Origin of the sequence: Variovorax sp. 54 (genome assembly GCF_002754375.1) — a bacterium.
In the GTDB taxonomy this organism is placed as follows: domain Bacteria; phylum Pseudomonadota; class Gammaproteobacteria; order Burkholderiales; family Burkholderiaceae_C; genus Variovorax.
In genome coordinates, this window is record NZ_PEFF01000001.1 from 2,739,742 (window position 1) to 2,760,969 (window position 21,228).

A 21,228-nucleotide genomic window follows, 5' to 3' on the forward strand; every position below is an offset into this window, starting at 1 on the left:
ATCCGCCCGTCGCTGCGCTGCTCGGCGGCGCCTCAACGGCCCGCCCGGGGCATGGGCCCCAACGCCGTGGGCACGCACAGAGCGAACACCCCACAGCAAAAGCTCGGTGTGCGGTGCGGTGTGGGCGTCCCCTCTGTGCCGCTGAGGAGCGCAGCTTTCCGCGGACAAGGGCCCGCCCTTGTTTGAGCGAAGCGAGTTTGGGCGGGACCCCGCGGAAAGCGAGCACCGGAAGGGAGCCCGAAGGGCCGGCACAGTGGGGGCGACCGCGCCGTGCCGCGCACCGGGCGCCTCCAAAGGGGTAGCGAACAAAGCGCTCATGCCGCAACCCTCCGCAAACTGCTCACGTCATCCACAGTCCCGAGATAAGCCTCGATCACCCGCGGATCCGCCTGCACCTCTCGCGGAGACCCGGTAGCCAGCACCTCGCCCTGATTCATCGCCAGCACGCGATCCGACACCTTGGAAACCAGCGACATGTCGTGCTCGACCATCAGCACCGACACGCCCAGCTCGTGCTGGATGTCCTGGATCCAGAACGCCATGTCCGCCGTCTCTTCGACATTCAGTCCCGAAGAAGGCTCGTCGAGCAGCAGCAGCTTGGGCTCGGTGCACAGTGCACGCGCCAGCTCCACCACCTTGCGCACGCCATACGGCAACCCCGCCACCATCGAGTCGCGGTAGTGCTGCAGGTCGAGCAGGTCGATCACCTGCTCCGCTTTCTCGCGCGCCGCGATCTCGGCGCGGCGCGTGGCCGGCGTGAAGAACACTTCGTTCCAGAAGCCCGTCTGCCGGTGCGTGTGGCGCCCGATCAGCAGGTTGTGCAGAACGGTCGCATGCTCGAACAGCTCGATGTTCTGAAAGGTGCGCGCAATGCCCAGAGCGGCAATCGCGTGCGGCGCCTGCTGCGTCAGCGCGATCGGCCCACCCGCCTCGCCATGCCAGGTGATCTCGCCCGTGGTCGGCGTGTAGATGCGGCTGATGAGGTTGAACACCGTCGTCTTGCCCGCGCCGTTCGGGCCGATGAGCGTGAACACCTCGCCGCGCCGCACGTCGAAGCTCACCTTGTTGACCGCGAGCACGCCGCCGAAGCGCACGCTCAGGTCCTTGGCCGACAAAAGAACGTCGTTGCTCATCTCAGTCGGTCCGATTTGGTGAACGACTTCTGCCGCTTGAACAAGCCCTTGCGGTAGAACGGAAAGAGCTGCAGCCAGGTGCGGATCTTCAGCCAGCGCCCGTACAGCCCCAGCGGCTCGAACAGCACGAAGGCGATCAGCACCAGGCCGTACACCAGCCCCTGCAGGCCGGGCGCCTGGCCGACGACGGCCGGCAGCCAGTCCTTGCCCATCGAGATCAGCTGCGGCATCGCGATGAGAAAAATCGCGCCGAGGAACGCGCCGTGCACCGAGCCCAGCCCGCCGATCACCACCATCAGCAGCAGGTCGATCGACTGCAGGATGTTGAACTGGTCGGGCGAGATGAAGCTCAGCTTGTGCGCATACAGCGCCCCGCCCAGCCCCGCGAGCGCGGCCGAGATCGCGAACGACATCGTCTTGTAGCGCGCCAGGTGAATGCCCATGCTCTGCGCCGAAATCTCCGAATCGCGGATCGCCACGAAGGCCCGCCCGGTCGGCGAACGCAGCAGGTTCAGGATGCCGAGCGTGGAGATCACCGCGACCACCAGGCAGAGAAAGTAGAAGCCCTCCCCCGAGCCCAGCGACCAGCCGAACAGCTGCGGCGACTTCACATGCAGGCCCGCGTTGCCGCCCGTCACGCTTTCCCAGCGCGCGAACACTTCCTCGACGATGAATCCGAACGACAGCGTCGCGATGCCCAGGTAGATGCCTTTCACGCGCAGCGCCGGCAGCGCCACCACCACGCCCACCGCCGCCGACAGCGCGGCCGACGCGAGCAGCGCGAGCGGGAACGGCACGCCCATGTTGGTCAGCACGCCCTGCGTGTACGCACCCGTTCCGAGAAACGCCGCATGCCCGATGGAGAACTGCCCCGTGAAGCCCGCCAGCAGCATCAGCCCCAGGCCGACGATGCCGTAGATGAGCACGAAGGTCAGCTGCGCAAGCCAGTACTCGTCGATGACCCACGGCGCGACGAGCAGGAAGGCCATGAGCAGGCTGTACCAGAGCACATGGCCGCCGTGCCGCGCGAGGCGGATGTCCTGGTCGTAGCTGGTTTTGAAGATGAAGCGCATATTTCAGGTCCGCCGCCGGGCCGCCCCAAGGCGGACCTGGGCCCCCTCGGGGGCCAGCGAGTACACGAAGTGACGAGCGTGGGGGTGCATTGCTTTACACCTTCTTGCGCAGCTTTTCGCCGAAGAGGCCGTTCGGCTTGATCGTGAGCATCAGCAGCACCACGATGTACGGCGCCGTGTCCTTGAAACCGTCGGGCAGGTAGAAACCCGCGAACGACTCGACGATGCCGATCACCAGCCCGCCGACGATCGCGCCCGGCAGGCTGCCGAAGCCGCCCACCACCGCCGCCGGAAAAGCCTTGAGCCCGATGAAACCCATGTTGGCGTGCACGAAGGTGATGGGCGCGAGCAGCAGGCCGGCAATGGCCGCCACCGCCGCGGCGAGCCCCCACACCAGCCCGTTGAGCCGCTTCACCGGAATGCCCATGTAGTAGGCCGCGAGCTGGTTCTGCGACGAGGCCTGCATCGCGATGCCGAGCTTGCTGTAGCGGAACATCGCGAACAGCAGGCCGCACAGGATGGCGGTGGCAATGATGATCACGAGCTGCTCGAGGTTCACGACCAGCTCGCCGAGCTTCCAGATCTGGTCCTTGTAGGGCACGGCCAGCGTGTGGGTGTCGGTGCCGATGCCCGGCACCATGGTGATGAGGCCGCGCGCCACGTAGGCGATGCCGATGGTCAGCATCACGATGGAGAACTGCGGCTGCCCGAGGATCGGGCGGATCACCACCAGTTCGAGCAGCACGCCGAAGGCCGCCATGGCCACCACGGCCAGCAGCGCCGCGAGCCAGAACGGCATGCCGAACAGCGACATGCCCGCGAAGGCACCGAACGCGCCGAGCATCATCAGGTCGCCCTGCGCGAAGCTCACCGTTTCGGTGGCCTTGTAGATCAGCACGAAGCCGAGTGCGATCAGGCCGTAGATGCAGCCTTGCGCGATGCCCGACAGCAGGAGTTGGAGGATCTGCATGCGTTGCCGTCCCGCGCGCCGTTACTGCCGGAACCCGCCGGCCGCGTCGTGCAGCGCGAGGCGGCGCGAGCCCGCCACGATGTCGCTGGGCTTGAGCCCGTAGACCTGGCGGATCGAATGGCTGAAGTGCGTGGAGTCGGGGTAGCCGGTGTCCAGCGCGATGTCGGTGAGCGTGCCGCTCTGGTGCACGTAGCGCAGCAGGCTGCGCGCGCGCTTCCAGGCACGGAAGCCGCGAAAGGGCATGCCGGTCTCCTGCTTGAACAGATGCAGGAAGCGCGAGAACGACAGGTGCACCGAGGCCGCGCAGTCTTCCGCCGAGGCGGGTGCGGCCGGGTCGGCCACGAGCATGTCGACCACCTTGCGGATGCGCGCGTCGAGCGGGCGCGGCGCGAGCGGGCCGTCGAAGAACAGCGCGTCGAAATCGAAACCGTCGAAGTCGATGCCGCGCGCCGAGGCCGCCAGCAGATGGGCGTGGGCCTCGCGCATGCGCTGCACGAAGGCCGGCGCATCGACCGGGCCGCAGTGCTGCAAGAAGGCCGGCATGCGCGCGGGATCGACCGACTCCGATTCGATCAGCAGGTTGAAGATCAGCGGGCACGCGCTCTCGACCTGGTGCGGCACGTGCGGCGGCACCACGATGAACTCGCCGCTTTGCCAGGCACCACCGCCGATGCGGATGCGGTTGGGCGGCGCACCGGCGGGCGACACATACACGCCGTGCCCGCCCATCGCGCGCTCGGCCGCAGCGCCGAGCAGGCCGGCATAGAAGACGCGCTGCGGCGTGAGCCACATGAGGCGTTCGCCCTGCCGTGCATCGCCGCCCGAAGGCGTCGACGTCCTGGTTCGCTGCATGGTGTCTGTCTCCTGCATCGGTCGACGACGTCCGACCGGGGGGTGGCGTCGTGTTCGCTGGATCGTAGCGGCGAGGGCCCTGAGCGCGGCATCCATTTGCGCGGGGACTTTCCCTAGGCCGACGCGAACGCGCGGCGCAGTTCCGCCGCGCACAACGCGACCGCCGTGTGGGCCTCGTCGAGCACCTTCCCCATGGTGATGAAGCCATGGATCTGGCGCTCGAAGCACACGTAGTTCGCGCGGTTGCCGGCGGCCGTGAGCGCCTCGGCATACGCCGCGCCTTCGTCGCGCAGCGGGTCGTAGCCGGCCGTGAGCACGAGCGCGGGCGGCAGGCCCGCCAGGTCGGTGTGCAGCAGCGGCGAAGCGCGCCAGTCGAGGTCGTGCTTCGCGTCGGTGATGTAGTGGTCGTGGAAGTAGGTCATCGTGTCGCGCGTGAGCAGGTAGCCCTGCCCGTTCGCCTGGTGCGACGGATGGCCGCGGCGCATGTCGGTGGCCGGGTAGATCAGGAGCTGGAACACGATCGGCAGGTCGCCCGCATCGCGCGCCGCGATCGACGCCACGGCCGCGAGGTTGCCGCCCGCGCTGTCGCCGCCCACCGCGAGGCGGTTGGCATCGAGCCCCAGTGCGGCGGCTTCGCGGCGCACCCAGCGCGTGGCCGCGAGCACGTCGTCTACCGCCGTGGGAAAGCGGTGCTCCGGGCCCATGCGGTAGTCGACCGCGACCACTGCGCAGCCTGCGCCGTTGGCCAGCTCGCGGCACAGCACGTCGTGCGTGTCGAGGTCGCCGATGACCCAGCCGCCGCCGTGGTAGTACACGAGCACGGGCAGCGGACCTGGGCCTGCGCCAAGTGGCTTGTACAGCCGCACCGGGATGGTGCCGTGCGGCCCGTCGGCGGCGAGGTCGCGCACTTCGGCCACCTCGGCCGGCAGCGGCTGCGTGGCCGTGCGGCGCTCGCGATAGAAGGCCCGCGCATCGGCGGGCGACAGCGTGTGGGTCGGCGGAATGCCGCGCGCTTCGATGAAATCCAGCAAGGCGCGCGCCTGGGGATGCAGCATGGTGTCTCCGGTGAATCGAACGGAGCGCTCAGTGTGGAGGGCGGGGTGCCTGCGGGGTATCCGCATGCACCCGCACCCGACCGGCGTCCTGGCGACAAGACCTGCACCATGCCCGCACCGCTGCGGGGTCGCTTGCGAAAACTGGCTACCGGGGCCCGGCTCGCGGGTTCACCCGGAGGGTTCGGCCGCTCAGGCCGTGCGCGGCTTCACGCGCGAAGCGGCTTCCTTGGCGAGCTTGCGTGCCGTGTCGGTGTCGGCCGCGTGCACCAGCGCCACGCCCATGCGGCGCTTGACGAAGCTCTCGGGCTTGCCGAACAGGCGGATGTCGCTGCCCGGCACCTGCAGCGCCTCGGCCACGCCGTCGAAGGCGATGCCGGTGGCGTCAACGCCGCCGTAGATCACGGCGCTGGCGCCCGGGCTCTTGAGCGAAGTGTCGACCGGCAGGCCGAGGATGGCGCGCGCGTGCAGCTCGAACTCGTTCTGCCACTGCGTGGCCATGGTGACCATGCCGGTGTCGTGCGGACGCGGGCTGACCTCGCTGAACCAGACCTCGTCGCCCTTCACGAACAGCTCGACGCCGAACAGGCCCTGGCCGCCGAGGTCGGCCGTGACGGCCTGCGCGATCTGCTGCGCCTTCTGCAGCGCGGCCGGCGCCATGGGGTGCGGCTGCCAGCTTTCGACGTAGTCGCCGCTGACCTGCACGTGGCCGATGGGGTCGCAGAACTTCGTTTCGACGGCGCCTGCCGCATCCTTGGCGCGCACGGTCAGCAGCGTGATCTCGTAGTCGAAGTCGATGAAGCCCTCGACGATCACGCGACCATGGCTCACGCGGCCGCCGGCCATGGCGTAGTCCCAGGCCTTCTGCACGTCGGCCGGGCCGTCGATCTTGCTCTGGCCCTTGCCGGAACTGCTCATCACGGGCTTGACGATGCAGGGGTACCCAATGCCCGCGTCGATGGCGGCTTGCAGCTCGGCCAGCGAGTCGCAGAACTTGTAGGGGCTGGTGGGCACGCCCAGCGTCTCGGCGGCCAGGCGGCGGATGCCTTCGCGGTCCATCGTGAGGCGGGCGGCGCGGGCCGTGGGAATCACGCGCACCACGCCCGCGTCTTCGAGCGCCTGGAGCGTCTGCGTGGCGATGGCTTCGATCTCGGGCACCACCAGCGTGGGCTTCTCGGCCTCGATCAGCGCTTTCAGCTGTTCAGGGTCGCTCATGGTGATGGTGCGCGCGTGGTGCGCCACCTGCTGGCCGGGGGCGTTCTCGTAGCGGTCGACCGCGATGGTCTCGACGCCCAGGCGCTGCAAGGCAATGAGCACCTCCTTGCCGAGCTCGCCGGAGCCGAGCAGCATCACGCGGGTGGCGGAAGGGGACAGGGGGGTGCCGAGGGTGGTCATGCGAGGGCTCGAAAAAATAGGGTTGAAAACAATCGCAGCACTGTAAGCCACCCCGGGGCGGTGTCGCCCACGGGAACGGCGGCCCCACCGGGCTGCTTCACAATTGCCGCCATTGCGCGACGGCGGCCTTGCGCCCGCCCTCGCCTCCGCTTTTCTTTTTTGTTTCAAGGAGCATTTTTCATGACGATTCAAACTGTGGGCATCATCGGCGCCGGCACCATGGGCAACGGCATCGCCCAGGCCTGCGCGGTGTCGGGTGTCAACGTGGTGATGATCGACGTGGCCCAGGCCGCCGTCGACAAGGGCATCGCCACCATTTCGGGCAGCCTCGACCGCCTCATCAAGAAGGAAAAGCTCACGGCCGAGCAGAAGGCCGCCGCGCTGGCGCTGGTCAAGGGCTCGACCGACTACAACGACCTGAAGGGCGCGCAACTCGTCATCGAGGCCGCCACCGAGAACCACGCGCTCAAGCTCAAGATCCTCAAGCAGGTGGACGATCTGGTCGGCCCCGAGGTGATCATCGCGTCGAACACCTCGTCGATCTCGATCACGCAGCTGGCCGCCGCCACCTCGCGCGCCGACCGCTTCATCGGCATGCACTTCTTCAACCCGGTGCCGATGATGGCGCTGGTGGAGCTGATCCGCGGCTACCTCACGAGCGACGCCACGCACGACGCGGTGAAGGCGCTGGCCGAGAAGCTGGGCAAGTCGCCCATCACGGTGAAGAACGCGCCGGGCTTCGTGGTCAACCGCATCCTGGTGCCGATGATCAACGAGGCCTTCTTCGTGCTGGCCGAAGGCCTGGCCACGGCCGAGGACATCGACGCCGGCATGAAGCTGGGCTGCAACCAGCCCATCGGCCCGCTGGCACTGGCCGACATGATCGGCCTGGACGTGTGCCTGGCCGTGATGGAGGTGTACCTCGAGCAGTTCGGCGACTCCAAGTACCGCCCCTGCCCGCTGCTGAAGGAAATGGTCGCCGCCGGCCAACTGGGCCGCAAGACGGGCCGCGGCGTCTACACGTACTGATCCGGCATTCCATAAAAACAAGGAGACAAGCAACGCCATGACCGCCACCCCCACCACCCCGCCCGCCGAAGGCTGCATCGACACGCAGGTGCTCGACCACGTGCTGCTGATCGGCATCAACCGCCCTGCCAAGCGCAACGGCTGGACGCCGCCGATGTTCAAGCAGCTGGCCGAGGCCTACACGCGGCTGGACGACGACCCGAGCCTGCACGTGGGCGTGCTGCATGCCTTCGGCGACCACTTCACGGCGGGCCTGGACCTGCCGGCGGTCACCGAGTACATGAAGCGCGGCGAAAAAGCGATTCCAGCCGGGCTGGTGGAGCCGCACGACTTCGGCCTGGAGGGCTACCGCCGCCGCACCAAGCCGATGGTGGCGGCCGTCAAGGGCATCTGCTTCACGGTGGGCATCGAGCTGATGCTGGGCGCCGACATCGTGGTGGCGGCCGACAACTGCCGCTTCTCGCAGATGGAAGTGCAGCGCGGCATCATGGCCACGGGCGGCGCCACGCTGCGCATGGCCGAGCGTGCGGGGCTGGGCAACGCGATGCTGCACCTGCTCACGGCCGACGAGTTCGACAGCGCCGAGGCCTATCGCCTGAACTTCGTGCAGAAGGTGGTGCCGGCCGGGCAGGAGCTCGACACTGCGCTGCAGATCGCGCAGCGCATCGCGGCCCAGGCGCCGCTGGCCGTGCAGGCCACGCGGCTCAACGTGCTCAAGGCGATCGAACACGGGCCGCTGGCGGCCGTCGCGGAATTCATCGAGACGCAGAAACGCCTGTCGAACAGCGAGGACGCGGCCGAGGGCGTGCGCTCGTTCATCGAGCGCCGGCCTGCGCGTTTCAGCGGCCGTTGAGCCCGTTGCTGCCGTTGTTGGTGTCCGTTCCCTTTCTGTCGTCCACTGGAGCCCGTTGCATGCCCTCTTCTTCTTCGTCGTTTTTCTTCTTTCAACGCACGGCGCTGGCCGCCGCCTTCACCCTTCTTGCCGTGAACACCAGCCTCGCCCAGACCCCGTCGCCGCCTGCGCTGCCCGATCCCGCCGCCACCTCGGTCGAGGCGCTGGGCTGGATGCAGGGCTTTCCGCCGCCGCCCGACAAGCAGCTCACCTTCGACAATCCGGCCGGCGGCGTGTACCCGCGCATCCGCTGGACCTTCTCGCACGTGCGCGAGACGGTGCCCACGGCCAACGTGTGGCGCGGCCCCGGCGCCGCCAGCCCGCTGCCGGCGGCCACGCCGCGCTTCGACATCGAGGCCGTGCGCTTCCAGCCCATGGGCGGCGGCGAGACGCAGACCTTCGGCCAGATGGTCACGCGCACCTACACCGACGGCATCCTGGTGCTGCACCGCGGCCAGGTGGTCTACGAGAAGTACTTCGGCGCGCTCACGCCCGAGCGCCCGCACCTGGCGATGTCGGTCACCAAGTCGTTCGTGGGCACGCTGGCAGCCATCCTTGCGCAGGAGGGCACGATCGACCCGTCGGCGCCGGTCACCAAGTACCTGCCCGAGCTCAAGGACACGGCCTACGGCGACGCCACGGTGCGCCAGGTGATGGACATGACCATCGGCGTGCGCTACTCCGAGAACTACGCCGACCCGAAGGCCGAGGTCTGGGACTATGCGCGCGCCGGCGGCATGCTGACGCAGGGCGCCAACTACACGGGCCCGAAGTCGTTCTACGAGTTCCTGGTCACGCTCAAGAAGGAAGGCACGCACGGCGACGCCTTTGCCTACAAGACGGTCAACGCCGAGGTGCTGGCCTGGATCGTGCGCCGCGCGTCCAACCGCTCGCTGGCCGACCTGCTGAGCGAGAAGATCTGGCGCCGCATCGGCGCTGAGCAAGATGCGTATTTCATGGTCGACCGCATCGGCACCGAGTCGGGCGGCGGCGGCCTGAACACCGTGCTGCGCGACATCGCACGCTTCGGCGAGACGCTGCGCAACGGTGGTCGCGCGCCCAACGGGCAACAGGCCATTGCGAAGGCGGTGGTCGACGACATCCAGCGCGGCGCCGACCCCGCCAAGTTCGCAAAGGCCGGCTACGCGCTGCTGCCGGGCTGGAGCTACCGGAACATGTGGTGGGTCTCGCACAACCCGCATGGCGCGTACATGGCGCGTGGCATCCACGGCCAGAGCATCTATGTCGATCCGAAGGCCGAGATGGTGATCGTGCGCTACGCCGCGCACCCGATCGCAGCGAACGGGGGCAACGACCCGCTGACCCTGCCCGCCTTCCAGGCCATGGGCGAGGCGTTGATGAAGCCCTGAGGCTCAGCCGGCGCGCTGCTTCGCGATGACGAGCAGGCCGTCCATGATCAGGCTCTCGACCAGTTCGAAGTCGCCGTTCATGGCGGGCGCCATCTTCCAGCCCGCGCCGCCTGTCATGAAGCAGGCCGGCTCGGCGCCGCAGTGCGAGCGCACGTGCTGCACCATGCGCTCGACCGCGCCCGCGATGGCGTAGGTGCCGCCGCTGGTCAGTGCGTCGCTGGTGTTGGTGGGAAATTCGCGCACCTCGCCGGTGGGCACGTGCAGGCCCGCCGTGCCCGATTCGAGCGCGCGCAGCATGATGCCGTGGCCCGGCAGGATCAGGCCGCCCAGGAACTTGCCGCTGGCATCGATCGCCTCGACCGTGACGGCCGTGCCGATCAGCACCACCACCATCGGCCGCTCGGGCCCTTGCGACAGCATGCGGTGGCGCGCACCGATCATCGCCACGAAGCGGTCGGCACCCAGTCGCGTGGGATGGTCGTAGCCGTTCACGATGCCGGCCTCGCCCGCGCTCGACACCACCCAGCGCGGCGTGCAGTCGAAGCGCTCGGTGATCTGCTCTTCGGCGCGCCGCCGCAGCGTGTCGCCGGCCACCACGCAGCCCAGCATGGAGCCGGGCGCGGGCAGGTCGGCCCAGGGGCCGTCGGCCAGGCGTTCGATGTGGTCGAGAAACTCGGCACCATGGGCCTGCAGTGCCGCACCGGGGAAAGCCCCCTCGTACAGCGCCCACTTGAGCCGGGTGTTGCCGATGTCGATGGCGAGGAAGGGGGAAGACATGCGCGCGATTATTGCGACTTTGTGGTTATTCCTGCTGGCGCCTCTTTGACAGTCGCGGCATGGGCCTACGCGGACGGCGTCGATTCGGCCGCTACATTCGCCTTTTCCATCCACCACGGCACAAGGAGAACACCATGGGATTGCTCAGCTTCATCAAGGAGGCCGGCGAAAAACTGTTCGGCGGTTCGTCGGCCGAAGCGGCCACGCCCGATGCGAACACGGCAGCCGCTGCGGCCATCAAGACCTACATCGAGACGCAGAACCTGGGCCTCACCGCCTTCGAGGTGACCTACGTGGCAAGCAGCGGCGTGGTCACCCTCGCCGGCCAGGCGCCCTCGCAGGAAGCCAGCGAAAAAGCCTCGCTGGCCGCGGGCAACGTGGCCAACGTGACGAGCGTGGACAACAACCTCGTCGCACCGGCCGCGCCGCCTGCGCAGTACCACGACGTGGTGCGCGGCGACACGCTCTCGGCCATCTCGAAGAAGTACTACGGCGACGCCAACAAGTACAACGCGATCTTCGAGGCGAACAAGCCGATGCTGTCGCACCCGGACAAGATCTATCCGGGGCAGAAGCTGCGCATTCCCGCGCTCTGATCGCGCGCATCGCTAGGCGCCGTTCTGTCGCCAGGCGCCTGGCGACACCCCGTACTCGCGCTTGAACGCGCGGTTGAAAGCGGCTTCCGATTCGTAGCCCACGCCTTCGGCAATGCGCGCCAGGTTGCCCTGGTCCTTGCGCAGCATGCCGGCGGCCAGAATCATGCGCCAGCGCGCCAGGTAGTGCATGGGCGGCGCGCCCACCAGTTCGGTGAAGCGGTCCGCCAGCACGCTGCGCGAGGTGTGGGTTTCGTGTGCCAGTGCGTCGACCGTCCAGTTGCGCGCGGGCTCGGCGTGCATCAGCGCCAGGCAGCGGCTCACGTGGGGGTCGCGCAGCCCCGCCAGCCAGCCAGGGTTGTTGGCGGGCATGGATTCGATGTAGCCGCGCAGCACTTCGGTGAACAGCACTTCCGCCACCTTGGCCGCGACCATCTCCGAGCCGGGCGTGTGCAACGGCGCATCACCCAACACGAAGTGGACCGACTGCTCGATCCATGGGCCCGCCGGCCTGCTGCGCAGCGGCGTGGTGAACAGACGCGGAATGTTCGCCATGACAGGATTCGGCGCGTCGCCTTCGTACGCGAACCAGCTGCAGACCAGCACCGTGCGATCGCCCTGGCCGCCGTAGCGGATGCGCTCCAGCTCGGGCGCCCTCGGACTCACCACATGCGACATGTCGATGGCCGCATGCTGCAGGCCACTGCCCAGCGCATGCGAGTCGCCATGCGGCACGGCGATCACGTCGCCGGCGCACGCGCGGACCGGCGCCTCGCCGTCGACCTGGGCCCAGCATTCGCCTTGCAACACCAGGTGGCAGATGGCCAGCCGCTGCGCGCCGGGCCTGAGCACTTGCGCGATGTCTGTTCCCTTGGGTACCTTGAAACACCAGGGTGCATACATGTCCCCGTTCAGGAACAGCGCACCCTCCAGGCGGATGGTCCGAAGCACGTCCGACAAGACATCCATGGTCACCTCCCGGCAAGCGAGGGCGGGGTTTCGGTCAACAAGTCCGGCGAGACGGGCAATGCCGAGCGGCTGCGCGTCGGCACCATAGGACCTGGTCACCTTCGGCCGATTCTAGACAGGAGTACCGCCATGCCCAAATTCGTTATCGAGCGAGACATCCCCGGCGCCGGCAAGTTCACGCCGTCGGATCTCAAGGCCATCTCGCAGAAATCCTGCGGCGTGCTCAACAGCATGGGCGCTGACATCCAGTGGATCCACAGCTACGTGACGGACGACCGGATCTACTGCGTCTACCAGGCGACCGACGAGGCCCTGGTGCGCCGGCACGCGGAGCTCGGTGGCTTCCCGGCCAACCGTGTGGACCGGGTGTACAGCGTGATCGACCCGGCCACGTCCGAGTGAGGCGAGCGGCGCTCTCTAGTTCTGGCGCCAGGGCAGCCCGCGCTTGCGCCAGCCGCCGATCAACCCGCGGTGCCCGCTCTCGTCCGGGTTGCCCTCGAAGCCTTCGAGGATGTTGTAGGCCTGCGCGCCCAGCTCGGTCGCCCGCTTCGCCGCGGCGATCGAGCGCACACCGCTGCGGCACAGCAGCACCAGCTTCTTGCCGCCCTCTGCAGCGGCGCGCACGCCGTCGTCGAAGGCCGGGTTGAGCGCCATGCCCGGCCACTGCTTCCAGGCCAGCGGCACGGCGCCGGGCACGTAACCGACCCATTCGCGCTCGGCGTCGGTGCGCACATCGACCAGCACGGCCTCGCCGCTGGCCATCCACTGCGCCGCTTGTTCGGGCGTCACGTCGCCGGCGTAGCCTTTTTCTCCAACGGGTTCACTCATGTTCGCGTTTTCTTTCCAATTTCTAGGGTTAGCCCGGAGCCTTTGGCGGCTGGGGGCGATCGATCTGCACGCCAGATGATGGAATTTTTCACCGGTTCGTGAAAACCCTGTTTGTCGCGGGGGGTGACGCGCCAAAGATGGCGGTCGCGGCCAGTCGAACCATAACGCCAAGAAGACGGCCTGGGTGTTCCGATCAGAGAACTGGATGGAGAGAGACACATGACAGACAGCAAATCGCCCCGCCGTCGCAGCCTTCTCAAAGGCGCGGCAGTGGCCGCAGGCGCCATGTCCGCGCCGATGGTCAGCATGGCCCAAACCACCTCGCTGCGTTTCCAGAGCACCTGGCCGGCGAAGGACATCTTCCACGAGTACGCACAGGACTTCGCCAAGAAGGTGAACGACATGGCGGGCAACCGCCTCAAGATCGAAGTGCTGCCCGCCGGCTCGGTGGTGCCCGCCTTCCAGCTGCTCGACGCGGTGGCCAAGGGCACGCTCGACGGCGGCCACGGCGTGGTCGCGTACTGGTACGGCAAGAACTCCGCGCTCGCGCTGTGGGGGTCGGGCCCGGGCTTCGGCATGGACGCCAACATGGTCCTGGCCTGGCACAACTACGGCGGCGGCAAGGCGCTGATCGACGAGATCTACAAGAGCCTGAACCTGGACGTGGCGTCGTACCTGTACGGCCCCATGCCCACGCAGCCGCTGGGCTGGTTCAAGAAGCCGGTGGCCAAGGTCGAGGACATGAAGGGCCTGAAGTTCCGCACCGTGGGCCTGGCGGTGGACGTGTTCACCGACATGGGCACGGCCGTGAACCCGCTGCCCGGCGGCGAGATCGTGCCGGCGCTGGACCGCGGGCTGATCGACGCGGCCGAGTTCAACAACGCCTCGAGCGACCGCGTGCTGGGCTTTCCCGACGTGGCGAAGAACTGCATGCTGCAGAGCTTTCACCAGTCGGGCGAGCAGTTCGAGATCCTCTTCAACAAGGCCAAGCTCACGGCGCTGCCGACCGAGCTCAAGTCGATCATCGACTACGCGGTGCAGGCCGCGAGCGCCGACATGAGCTGGAAGGCGATCCAGCGCAACTCGCAGGACTACATCGAGCTCAAGAAGGCCGGCATCAAGTTCTACAAGACGCCCGACGCCATCCTGCGCGCGCAGCTGGCCTCGTGGGACAAGACGGTGGCCAAGAAGTCGGCCGAGAACCCGATGTTCAAGAAGGTGCTCGACTCGCAGAAGGCCTTTGCCGAACGCGCGGGCCAATGGCAGAACGACTACACGGTCGATTTCAAGATGGCCTACAACCACTACTTCGGCGCCAAGGCCAAGAAGGCCTGAGGCCGTCCGCCGACTCGAGGGGGCACCCGCGCGGTGCCCTCTTTGCTTGCCTGTCCGCGCGGCGCCGCCCGCAGCGAGGAGCCCTTTTCGATGCAATCTTTCCTGTTGGCCGTCGACCGGTTCTCGACCTGGATCGGCAAGACGTTCTCGTGGTGCGCGCTGCTGCTCACGCTGCTCATCAGCTGGGAGGTGTTCTCGCGCTATGCGCTGAACCGCCCGCACGCCTGGGTGCTCGACGCGCAGATCATGTTGTACGGCGCCATGTTCATGACCGCGGGCGCGTACACGCTCTCGAAGAACGGCCATGTGCGCGGTGACGTGCTCTACGGTTTCTTTCGCCCCCGCACGCAGGCGCTGGTCGACCTGGTGCTCTACTTTCTGTTCTTCCTGCCGGGCATCATCGCGCTGACCTGGGCCGGCTGGGTCTATGCGGGCGAGTCGCTGGCCATCCGCGAGCAGACCTTCTCGGCCGAGCCGCTGCCGCTGTATCCGTTCAAGTACATCATTCCGCTGGCCGGCTTCACGCTGCTGTTGCAGGGCCTGGTCGAGATCATCCGCTGCGTGCAGTGCATCCGCACCGGCGCCTGGCCGTCGCGCGAGCAGGACGTCGAGGAAGTCGACGTCGAGAAGCTCAAGGAGATGGTGCACGTGAAGGACGAAGACATCGCCGCGCTCGACCGCGTGGTGGTGGCCAAGGAGGCCGCGCGATGAACATCCGCCGCGAACTCTGGTTCGGCCTGTCGTTCATGGCCCTCATCGTCGTCGGCGCGGCAGCCATGCTGCTGAGCGCCGACACCATCACCAACGGCCACCTGGGCCTGTTGATGCTCTCGCTCGTCGTGGTGGCGATCATGCTGGGCTTTCCCACGGCGTTCACGCTGATGGGCATGGGCATGCTCTTCACCTGGCTGGCCTACGACCGCGACTGGCACCGCACGCTCGACCTGATGGTGCAGTCGGCCTACAAGACCATGGCCAACGACGTGCTGATCGCCGTGCCGCTGTTCGTCTTCATGGGCTACCTGGTGGAGCGCGCGAACCTCATCGAGTCGCTGTTCAAGAGCCTGCACCTGGCGCTCGCGCGGCTGCCCGGCGCGCTGGCCGTGGCGACGCTGGTCACCTGCACCATCTTCGCCACCGCGACCGGCATCGTCGGCGCAGTGGTCACGCTGATGGGCCTGCTGGCGCTGCCGGCCATGCTGCGCGCAGGCTACAGCGTGCCGCTGGCCGCAGGCGCGATCACGGCGGGCGGCTGCCTGGGCATCCTGATTCCGCCGTCGGTGCTGCTGATCGTGTACGGCGCGACGGCGGGCGTGTCGGTGGTGCAGCTGTATGCGGGCGCCTTCTTTCCGGGGCTGATGCTCGCGTCGCTGTACGTGGTGTACGTGATCATCATCGCGTGGTTCAAGCCGCAGTGGGCGCCGCCGCTGTCGCAGGCCGAGCGCGTGGTGCCGCTGCCGCCGCTGTCGCAGCGGCTGGCCGACAGCCCCGCCGCGCACGCGGTGGTCGGCCTGCTGAAAGGCCGCCGCAATGCCGACGTGCCGTTCTCGCATGTGCTGAAGCAACTGGGCATCGTCGTGATGCCCGGCGTGCTCTTCCTGCTGGCCGCGGGCCTGAGCTACCAGGCGGTGACCACGGTGGAGGCGCAGGCACGCTACGAGATCCAGGAGATCGGCGCGGCCGGAGCGGCCAGCGGCGAGAGCAGCGCGGGCGGCTTGCAGGAGCCCCCGTCGAACGACAGCCTGAAGGAACCGCCTCCCGAAGGCGGGCTGCAAGAGCCGCCGTCAGAAGAGACGGCCGCGTCTTCTGGCCCGCTGGCGGAACCGCCCGGTGCCGCTGCCGAAGCCGCCGCACCTGCAGCCGCTGTCGCGGAACCGCCGGCCGCCGCATCGTCGGCCCCGGCCGAAGGTGCCACGGTGCGCCCTGCGCCGACCTGGTGGTGGGTCACCTTCGCCGTCTTCGGCGCGATGGTCACGCTGTTCTACCTGTTCCTGAGTTTCGCGCGGCTCGAGATCTTCAAGATGCTCTTGGCCTCGTTCTTCCCGCTGGTGCTGCTGATCCTCTCGGTGCTGGGCTCGATCGTGCTGGGCCTGGCCACGCCGACCGAGGCCGCCGCCATGGGCGCGCTGGGGGGCATGCTGCTGGCTGCGGCCTACCGACGGCTCAACCTCACGGTGCTGAAGGAATCGGTCTTCCTCACGGCCAAGACCTCGGCGATGGTGTGCTGGCTATTTGTCGGCTCGGCCATCTTCTCGGCGGCCTTCGCGCTGCTGGGCGGCCAGGCGCTGGTGGAACAGTGGGTGCTGAGCATGAACCTCACGAAGGTTCAGTTCCTGATCCTGAGCCAGGTCATCATCTTCCTGCTGGGCTGGCCGCTGGAGTGGACCGAGATCATCGTGATCTTCATGCCCATCTTCATCCCGCTGCTGGACAACTTCGGTGTCGACCCGCTGTTCTTCGGGCTGCTGGTGGCGCTGAACCTGCAGACGGCGTTCCTGTCGCCGCCGGTGGCGATGGCGGCCTTCTACCTGAAGGGCGTGAGCCCGTCGCACGTCACGCTGAACCAGATCTTCCTGGGCATGCTGCCGTTCATGGGCATCCAGGTGCTGGCGATCGTGCTGCTGTACATCTGGCCGCAGATCGGTCTGTGGCTGCCGCAGCTGCTCTACAAGTAAGCAGACGGCGCCGGGCGTTGCTCAGCGGCGGCGCTCGATCACTTCGAACAGGCCCATGCCCAACAGCATGGCGCCCACGAAGACCAGCGCCTTGACCTCGCCCGAGCCGAGCGACACCAGCGCGGGCCCGGGGCAGAAGCCCGCGATGCCCCAGCCGACGCCGAACAGCAGGCTGCCGCCGACGAGGCGGCGGTCGATGTGGCGCAGGCTGGGCAGCGTGATCGGCCCGCCGAGCAGCGAGGCCTTGCGACGGCCCGCGAGCAAAAAGCCCACGGCGCTCACCGCCACCGCACCGCCCATCACGAAGGCGAGCGACGGGTCCCAAGCCCCGCCCAGGTCGAGAAAGCCCAGCACCTTGGCCGGATTGGCCATGCCGGAGACGATGAGGCCGAGCCCGAAGACAAGGCCTGAGAACAAGGAGGCAATGGCGGTCCACATGGCAGGTCGCTCCCGGTTCACAGATTCAACAGGTGGCGCACCACGAACACCGTGGCGAACCCCGCGGCCATGAACGCCAGCGTGGCGACCAGCGAACGCGGCGACCGCCGCGCCAGCCCGCACACGCCGTGGCCGCTGGTGCAGCCCGCGCCATAGCGCGTGCCCACGCCCACCAGCAGCCCGGCCAGCGCGAGCGTGCCGTAGCCCGCGTCGATCTGTACCGCGGGCAGCGCGGTGAACAGCCCATAGACGAACGGTGCGCCGACCAGCCCGAGCACGAAGGCCGCGCGCCAGGTCACGTCGCCCTTCATGGGGCGCAGCAAGCCGCCCAGCACGCCGCTGATGCCGGCGATGCGCCCGTTGAGCAGCACGAACATCGCCGCGGAAAGTCCGATGAGCACGCCGCCGGCCAATGCGGCCCAGGGCGTGAAATGAGGCCAGTCGATGGTGGGCATCTTCAGTTCTCCTGCGGGCAGTAGAGGCGGTAGAGCACCGCAAGAATTTCGAGCAGCGCGGGGTCGGCCACGCTGTAGTGGATGTTCTTGCCTTCGCGGCGCGTGGTCACCACGCCTTCGGTGCGCAGCACCGACAGTTGCTGCGACAAGGTGGGCTGGCGGATGCCCAGCGCGCTTTCGAGATCGCTCACGCACATCTCGCCCTGCGAGAGCTGGCACAGCAGCAGCAGCCGGTCTTCGTTGGCCAGCAGCTTGAGCACGGCGACCGCCTGGCCGGCCGCACCGCGCAACTGCGCGGGATCGATGACGAGGGTCGAAGCCTTCATGGGGACATTCTCAGTTCTGGAATTTATATTCTATCAATTCATATAATATTGATCGCTTGAATGAGCGTCAGCCCTCGTTCGCGAAAGGAGTGCCCATGACCACGCCCCGCGCCACCACCCAGGCGTTCTTCGACCCCGCGACGGGCACGGTGTCCTACGTGGTGTGGGACCCCGCCACGAAGCGCGCCGCCGTCATCGACCCGGTGCTCGACTACGACTTCCGATCCGGTCACACCGACACCGTCTCGGCCGATCGCCTGCTGGCGTACGTGCGTGCGCAGGCCTTGCAGGTCGACTGGATTCTGGAGACCCACGCGCACGCCGACCACCTCTCGGGCGCTCGCCATGTGCAGTCGCAGGCCGGCGGGCGCATCGCCATCGGCGAGCACATCCGCACGGTACAGGCCACCTTCCGCAGCCTCTACAACCTGGAGCGCGACTTCCTGCCCGACGGCAGCCAGTTCGACCACCTCTTCAAGGACGGCGAGCGCTTTCGCATCGGCGAGATCGAGGCGCAGGCCCTGCGCGTGCCCGGCCACACGCCGGCCGACATGGCGTACCTCGTCGACGGCGCAGTTTTCGTGGGCGACACGCTCTTCATGCCCGACCTGGGCAGCGCGCGCGCCGACTTTCCGGGCGGCGACGCGCGCGAGCTCTACCGCTCGATGCGCCGGCTGCTCGCGCTGCCGCCCGAGACCACCGTGTACGTCTGCCACGACTACCCGCCCGCCACGCGCGAGCCGCGCTGGCAAAGCACCGTGGCGCAGCAGCGCGCCCACAACATCCACGTGCGCGACGGCATCGGCGAAGACGAATTCGTGCGCATGCGCACCGCGCGCGACGCCACGCTCGAAGTGCCGACGCTGATCCTGCCGTCGATGCAGGTCAACGTGCGCGGCGGCCGGCTGCCGCCGCCCGACGACAACGGCGTGGCCTACCTGCGCATTCCCTTGAACACGCTGGCGGGGCATCGCCCGCGCGCCACGGCGGCCTGACGGCGCTGCTGACTAGCTAGCGCCGCCGCTCCACATACGGCCGCGCCTGCAGCAGCACGATCTTGTCGCCCACCGTCGCCCACTCGATGTCCTGGTCGACCGCATTGAACGTGCGCTTCACCGCCGCGCCCACGTTCGCGAGCCGCACCACCAGCTCATCGGTCAGCACGTGGCGGCCCAGCTCCACGGGCACTTCCTTCACGCCGCCGTCCTTGTCCAGCTGCAGCGCCGTCTCTTCGGCCGAGCGGCTCAGCACCTGGATGGCTTTGGACCAGCTCGAATACATCACCTGCTCCGCCACGCGCTGGCCCTCGACCACGCGGATGCCGATGCCGCGCTTGGCCGAGATGTAGGTGACGTGCGGGTGGCCCGCGTCGAAGGGGTCGCGCGTGATCATCACGCCGGCGTTGGTCGAGTCGATGGCGGTCTGCACGAAGACGCCCATCAACACCGACTCTGCGCCGAAGCCCGCGGCGCTGCGCGCCTCCCAGGCCTCGGGGTTGAACACCGAGGCCCAGACCTTCTTCACCGCGAGCTCGAGCGCGTCACCGGTCTTCACGTTGGGCACCGTCGTGTAGAGCCCCGCACCGCTGAAGCCCGGCAGGTCTTCCGAGTTGGACGAGCTGCGCACGAACACGCCGCCCCCACCCAGCTGCGATTGCCACGCGGCGCGCCACGCCGCCGCGGTGCCCGCATCGACAGGCCACTGCACGATCTCGTCGCGCAGCTGCGCCAGTGCCTTCTGCCGCACCTGCGGGTCGCCCGCGAAGCCGGGTTGCTGCTGCATGCGCGCGATGCGCTCGGCCAGCCCGTTCGATCGCATGAAGCGGTCGTAGTGCGCGAACGGAATGCAGAAGCCGTCGGGCACGGTGGTCGAGGGAATGCGCGCAGCCAGCACGGCGCCGAGGTTGGCCGCCTTCGAGCCGCACTGCACGCTGCTGCGCGCACGCAGCGAGGCCAGCGGCAGCAGGCGCGTCTCACGCAGGTCGGGCTTCGCGGCCTTGCCGCTGCCGGGCAGCGCGCCGGTGGCAGCGGCACGCACGGCGCGTGGCGGCAGCGCGGCGATTTCTTCTGCCGTGAGGCGGCGCAGCTGGTAGCCCGAGGCCGCGACCTTCAGCGCCACCCACTGGCCCGCGTGCGCCTTCAACACCGTGGCGGCATCGCGCACGTAGGCGTTCGGAATGCCCCAGCCCTTGGCCAGCAGGTTGACGTGCGACAGCGCCGTAGACGGCCGTTCGGTCAGCACGCCGGCCACCGGCGGCAGGTTGATCGGCACCTCGCGCAGCACGGCGATGTCGTCGGGCAGCAGCGCATTCAGGCCCGAGGCGTCGTTCACGATGCGCACGCGGCCCGTGGCGGTGCCGAGGTTCATCGGCAGGAAGGGCTGTTCGCGGATCAGCGCCTCCTGGCTCACGAAGTCGATGCCGGCCTCCTTCGCGATGCGTTCGTGCAGCGTGGAGTTGGTCTTGAACTTCACTGGCGCGAAGAAGCTGGCCTTCACCTGCGCCTCGGCCTCGCGCAGCAAGGGCACCGTGAGCCGGTCGCCTTCCCAGAACTCGTAGGTGAAGGTGCCGATGTTCTGCTGCCAGCTCAGCGTGCCGAACAGGAAGCGGCGGTCGGGCACGAGGTAGTTGCGATCGATCTCGCGCTTGAGGGTGTTCGGCGTGAGCCGCGTGTCGCGCAGGAAGCGCACGTGCAGCTGGAAGCGCGGCGTGTCGATGTAGTGCATGCGCGCCGGCTTGGCCTGCCGGTCGATCGCGAACAGCACATGGGCCAGCTGCATAGGCGTGCCGGCGTCGTAGACGCGCGCCAGCATGTCGAAATCGCCCTGGCTGCGCAGCGCCGGCAACGAGGCCGGCACGGCGGGGCGCGGCACCAGTTGCGCGGCGGGCCCTTCGGGCTGCAGCGGGGTTTGCTGCTGGTAGTACGACGGCTTGCGCGCGAGCTGCGCGTCGGCCGGTGCGGGCGCGACGGCCATGACGCACAGCGCCAGGCCCGACAGCCACGCCAGTGCCGCGCCGTCCGTCTTCTTCCTGTTGGATTCGTTCTTCATGGGGCTCCCTCCCTTGTT

At 68.1% G+C, this 21,228-nt stretch carries 22 protein-coding genes; 9 read left to right on the forward strand and 13 right to left on the reverse strand.

The genetic code is table 11. From position 1 onward, the window contains the following. Positions 1 to 314: 314 nt before the first annotated feature. The 6 genes from CLU95_RS12655 to purT all read right to left on the reverse strand — a co-directional run bounded on the left by CLU95_RS12655 (position 315) and on the right by purT (position 6,475). Complete coding sequence (locus CLU95_RS12655) at positions 315 to 1,133, reverse strand: ABC transporter ATP-binding protein (RefSeq protein WP_099793555.1); 819 nt, start codon at positions 1,131 to 1,133, stop codon at positions 315 to 317. Next, positions 1,130 to 2,206 carry a branched-chain amino acid ABC transporter permease gene (locus tag CLU95_RS12660; RefSeq protein WP_099793557.1) on the reverse strand — a complete coding sequence of 359 codons (1,077 nt, stop codon included), beginning with the start codon at positions 2,204 to 2,206 and terminating at the stop codon, positions 1,130 to 1,132. The genes CLU95_RS12655 and CLU95_RS12660 overlap by 4 nt, the downstream gene beginning before the upstream one ends. 94 nt (positions 2,207 to 2,300) lie before the next feature. After that, the gene (locus CLU95_RS12665) at positions 2,301 to 3,176 is read right to left on the reverse strand and encodes a branched-chain amino acid ABC transporter permease (RefSeq protein WP_099793559.1); all 876 of its coding nucleotides are present in this window, start codon (positions 3,174 to 3,176) and stop codon (positions 2,301 to 2,303) included. Positions 3,177 to 3,197: 21 nt separating this feature from the next. Next, on the reverse strand, positions 3,198 to 4,028 hold the full coding sequence (locus tag CLU95_RS12670) for a helix-turn-helix domain-containing protein (RefSeq protein WP_099793561.1): 831 nt from the start codon (positions 4,026 to 4,028) through the stop codon (positions 3,198 to 3,200). Positions 4,029 to 4,141: 113 nt separating this feature from the next. Then, positions 4,142 to 5,083 carry an alpha/beta hydrolase gene (locus CLU95_RS12675; protein ID WP_099793562.1) on the reverse strand — a complete coding sequence of 314 codons (942 nt, stop codon included), beginning with the start codon at positions 5,081 to 5,083 and terminating at the stop codon, positions 4,142 to 4,144. Between the two features lie 189 nt (positions 5,084 to 5,272). Further along, the gene (gene purT / locus CLU95_RS12680) at positions 5,273 to 6,475 is read right to left on the reverse strand and encodes a formate-dependent phosphoribosylglycinamide formyltransferase (protein ID WP_099793564.1); all 1,203 of its coding nucleotides are present in this window, start codon (positions 6,473 to 6,475) and stop codon (positions 5,273 to 5,275) included. Between the two features lie 180 nt (positions 6,476 to 6,655). Here purT and CLU95_RS12685 point away from each other — a divergent pair, with 180 nt between their 5' ends. The 3 genes from CLU95_RS12685 to CLU95_RS12695 are packed head-to-tail and all read left to right on the forward strand — an operon-like array spanning position 6,656 to position 9,766. Next, entirely contained in the window at positions 6,656 to 7,504 is an 849-nt protein-coding gene (locus CLU95_RS12685) for a 3-hydroxybutyryl-CoA dehydrogenase (RefSeq protein ID WP_099793566.1), read from the forward strand. 37 nt (positions 7,505 to 7,541) lie between these two features. Next, positions 7,542 to 8,357: a crotonase/enoyl-CoA hydratase family protein gene (locus CLU95_RS12690; RefSeq protein WP_099793568.1), complete on the forward strand. Its 816-nt coding sequence runs from the start codon at positions 7,542 to 7,544 to the stop codon at positions 8,355 to 8,357. Between the two features lie 59 nt (positions 8,358 to 8,416). Next, a complete protein-coding gene (locus CLU95_RS12695; protein WP_099793570.1) occupies positions 8,417 to 9,766 on the forward strand; it encodes a serine hydrolase domain-containing protein in 1,350 nt (449 codons plus the stop codon). A 3-nt stretch (positions 9,767 to 9,769) separates the two neighbouring features. On the opposite strand, the gene CLU95_RS12700 is transcribed toward CLU95_RS12695, so the two are convergent. Next, positions 9,770 to 10,543: a type III pantothenate kinase gene (locus tag CLU95_RS12700; RefSeq protein ID WP_099793571.1), complete on the reverse strand. Its 774-nt coding sequence runs from the start codon at positions 10,541 to 10,543 to the stop codon at positions 9,770 to 9,772. Between the two features lie 134 nt (positions 10,544 to 10,677). Between CLU95_RS12700 and lysM the strand changes: the two genes are divergently transcribed. Continuing rightward, positions 10,678 to 11,139, forward strand: a complete 462-nt coding sequence (gene lysM / locus CLU95_RS12705) for a peptidoglycan-binding protein LysM (RefSeq protein ID WP_099793573.1) — start codon at positions 10,678 to 10,680, stop codon at positions 11,137 to 11,139. Between the two features lie 12 nt (positions 11,140 to 11,151). On the opposite strand, the gene CLU95_RS12710 is transcribed toward lysM, so the two are convergent. Beyond that, entirely contained in the window at positions 11,152 to 12,105 is a 954-nt protein-coding gene (locus tag CLU95_RS12710; RefSeq protein WP_099793575.1) for an AraC family transcriptional regulator, read from the reverse strand. A 129-nt stretch (positions 12,106 to 12,234) separates the two neighbouring features. Between CLU95_RS12710 and CLU95_RS12715 the strand changes: the two genes are divergently transcribed. After that, positions 12,235 to 12,507 (forward strand): DUF4242 domain-containing protein, encoded by a 273-nt coding sequence (locus CLU95_RS12715; protein WP_099793577.1) that lies wholly within the window; start codon positions 12,235 to 12,237, stop codon positions 12,505 to 12,507. A 15-nt stretch (positions 12,508 to 12,522) separates the two neighbouring features. On the opposite strand, the gene CLU95_RS12720 is transcribed toward CLU95_RS12715, so the two are convergent. Beyond that, positions 12,523 to 12,933, reverse strand: coding sequence for a rhodanese-like domain-containing protein (locus CLU95_RS12720; protein WP_099793579.1), 411 nt, complete (start codon positions 12,931 to 12,933; stop codon positions 12,523 to 12,525). Between the two features lie 219 nt (positions 12,934 to 13,152). Between CLU95_RS12720 and CLU95_RS12725 the strand changes: the two genes are divergently transcribed. The 3 genes from CLU95_RS12725 to CLU95_RS12735 all read left to right on the forward strand — a co-directional run bounded on the left by CLU95_RS12725 (position 13,153) and on the right by CLU95_RS12735 (position 16,943). Beyond that, positions 13,153 to 14,268 carry a TRAP transporter substrate-binding protein gene (locus CLU95_RS12725; RefSeq protein WP_099793581.1) on the forward strand — a complete coding sequence of 372 codons (1,116 nt, stop codon included), beginning with the start codon at positions 13,153 to 13,155 and terminating at the stop codon, positions 14,266 to 14,268. A 90-nt stretch (positions 14,269 to 14,358) separates the two neighbouring features. Next, positions 14,359 to 14,979 (forward strand): TRAP transporter small permease subunit, encoded by a 621-nt coding sequence (locus CLU95_RS12730; protein WP_099793583.1) that lies wholly within the window; start codon positions 14,359 to 14,361, stop codon positions 14,977 to 14,979. After that, on the forward strand, positions 14,976 to 16,943 hold the full coding sequence (locus tag CLU95_RS12735) for a TRAP transporter large permease (protein WP_099793585.1): 1,968 nt from the start codon (positions 14,976 to 14,978) through the stop codon (positions 16,941 to 16,943). Before CLU95_RS12730 ends, CLU95_RS12735 begins: the two co-directional genes overlap by 4 nt. A gap of 21 nt (positions 16,944 to 16,964) precedes the next feature. Here CLU95_RS12735 and CLU95_RS12740 read toward each other — a convergent pair whose 3' ends face one another. The 3 genes from CLU95_RS12740 to CLU95_RS12750 are packed head-to-tail and all read right to left on the reverse strand — an operon-like array spanning position 16,965 to position 18,162. After that, the gene (locus CLU95_RS12740) at positions 16,965 to 17,381 is read right to left on the reverse strand and encodes a DUF6691 family protein (RefSeq protein WP_099793587.1); all 417 of its coding nucleotides are present in this window, start codon (positions 17,379 to 17,381) and stop codon (positions 16,965 to 16,967) included. 17 nt (positions 17,382 to 17,398) lie between these two features. Further along, the gene (locus CLU95_RS12745; protein WP_099793588.1) at positions 17,399 to 17,836 is read right to left on the reverse strand and encodes a YeeE/YedE family protein; all 438 of its coding nucleotides are present in this window, start codon (positions 17,834 to 17,836) and stop codon (positions 17,399 to 17,401) included. 2 nt (positions 17,837 to 17,838) lie between these two features. After that, on the reverse strand, positions 17,839 to 18,162 hold the full coding sequence (locus CLU95_RS12750) for an ArsR/SmtB family transcription factor (RefSeq protein ID WP_099793590.1): 324 nt from the start codon (positions 18,160 to 18,162) through the stop codon (positions 17,839 to 17,841). Positions 18,163 to 18,257: 95 nt separating this feature from the next. Between CLU95_RS12750 and CLU95_RS12755 the strand changes: the two genes are divergently transcribed. After that, complete coding sequence (locus tag CLU95_RS12755; RefSeq protein ID WP_099793592.1) at positions 18,258 to 19,157, forward strand: MBL fold metallo-hydrolase; 900 nt, start codon at positions 18,258 to 18,260, stop codon at positions 19,155 to 19,157. A 16-nt stretch (positions 19,158 to 19,173) separates the two neighbouring features. On the opposite strand, the gene CLU95_RS12760 is transcribed toward CLU95_RS12755, so the two are convergent. Beyond that, positions 19,174 to 21,135 (reverse strand): PEP/pyruvate-binding domain-containing protein, encoded by a 1,962-nt coding sequence (locus CLU95_RS12760; RefSeq protein WP_373670036.1) that lies wholly within the window; start codon positions 21,133 to 21,135, stop codon positions 19,174 to 19,176. Between the last annotated feature and the right edge of the window lie 93 nt (positions 21,136 to 21,228).

Excerpts from the sequence above, each read along its gene's own strand:
- CLU95_RS12655 (WP_099793555.1), bottom strand. The coding sequence starts at position 1,133 with ATGAGCAACGACGTTCTTTTGTCGGCCAAGGACCTGAGCGTGCGCTTC.
- CLU95_RS12660 (WP_099793557.1), bottom strand. The coding sequence starts at position 2,206 with ATGCGCTTCATCTTCAAAACCAGCTACGACCAGGACATCCGCCTCGCG.
- CLU95_RS12665 (WP_099793559.1), bottom strand. The coding sequence starts at position 3,176 with ATGCAGATCCTCCAACTCCTGCTGTCGGGCATCGCGCAAGGCTGCATC.
- CLU95_RS12670 (WP_099793561.1), bottom strand. The coding sequence starts at position 4,028 with ATGCAGCGAACCAGGACGTCGACGCCTTCGGGCGGCGATGCACGGCAG.
- CLU95_RS12675 (WP_099793562.1), bottom strand. The coding sequence starts at position 5,083 with ATGCTGCATCCCCAGGCGCGCGCCTTGCTGGATTTCATCGAAGCGCGC.
- purT (WP_099793564.1), bottom strand. The coding sequence starts at position 6,475 with ATGACCACCCTCGGCACCCCCCTGTCCCCTTCCGCCACCCGCGTGATG.
- CLU95_RS12685 (WP_099793566.1), top strand. The coding sequence starts at position 6,656 with ATGACGATTCAAACTGTGGGCATCATCGGCGCCGGCACCATGGGCAAC.
- CLU95_RS12690 (WP_099793568.1), top strand. The coding sequence starts at position 7,542 with ATGACCGCCACCCCCACCACCCCGCCCGCCGAAGGCTGCATCGACACG.
- CLU95_RS12695 (WP_099793570.1), top strand. The coding sequence starts at position 8,417 with ATGCCCTCTTCTTCTTCGTCGTTTTTCTTCTTTCAACGCACGGCGCTG.
- CLU95_RS12700 (WP_099793571.1), bottom strand. The coding sequence starts at position 10,543 with ATGTCTTCCCCCTTCCTCGCCATCGACATCGGCAACACCCGGCTCAAG.
- lysM (WP_099793573.1), top strand. The coding sequence starts at position 10,678 with ATGGGATTGCTCAGCTTCATCAAGGAGGCCGGCGAAAAACTGTTCGGC.
- CLU95_RS12710 (WP_099793575.1), bottom strand. The coding sequence starts at position 12,105 with ATGGATGTCTTGTCGGACGTGCTTCGGACCATCCGCCTGGAGGGTGCG.
- CLU95_RS12715 (WP_099793577.1), top strand. The coding sequence starts at position 12,235 with ATGCCCAAATTCGTTATCGAGCGAGACATCCCCGGCGCCGGCAAGTTC.
- CLU95_RS12720 (WP_099793579.1), bottom strand. The coding sequence starts at position 12,933 with ATGAGTGAACCCGTTGGAGAAAAAGGCTACGCCGGCGACGTGACGCCC.
- CLU95_RS12725 (WP_099793581.1), top strand. The coding sequence starts at position 13,153 with ATGACAGACAGCAAATCGCCCCGCCGTCGCAGCCTTCTCAAAGGCGCG.
- CLU95_RS12730 (WP_099793583.1), top strand. The coding sequence starts at position 14,359 with ATGCAATCTTTCCTGTTGGCCGTCGACCGGTTCTCGACCTGGATCGGC.
- CLU95_RS12735 (WP_099793585.1), top strand. The coding sequence starts at position 14,976 with ATGAACATCCGCCGCGAACTCTGGTTCGGCCTGTCGTTCATGGCCCTC.
- CLU95_RS12740 (WP_099793587.1), bottom strand. The coding sequence starts at position 17,381 with ATGTGGACCGCCATTGCCTCCTTGTTCTCAGGCCTTGTCTTCGGGCTC.
- CLU95_RS12745 (WP_099793588.1), bottom strand. The coding sequence starts at position 17,836 with ATGCCCACCATCGACTGGCCTCATTTCACGCCCTGGGCCGCATTGGCC.
- CLU95_RS12750 (WP_099793590.1), bottom strand. The coding sequence starts at position 18,162 with ATGAAGGCTTCGACCCTCGTCATCGATCCCGCGCAGTTGCGCGGTGCG.
- CLU95_RS12755 (WP_099793592.1), top strand. The coding sequence starts at position 18,258 with ATGACCACGCCCCGCGCCACCACCCAGGCGTTCTTCGACCCCGCGACG.
- CLU95_RS12760 (WP_373670036.1), bottom strand. The coding sequence starts at position 21,135 with ATGGCCGTCGCGCCCGCACCGGCCGACGCGCAGCTCGCGCGCAAGCCG.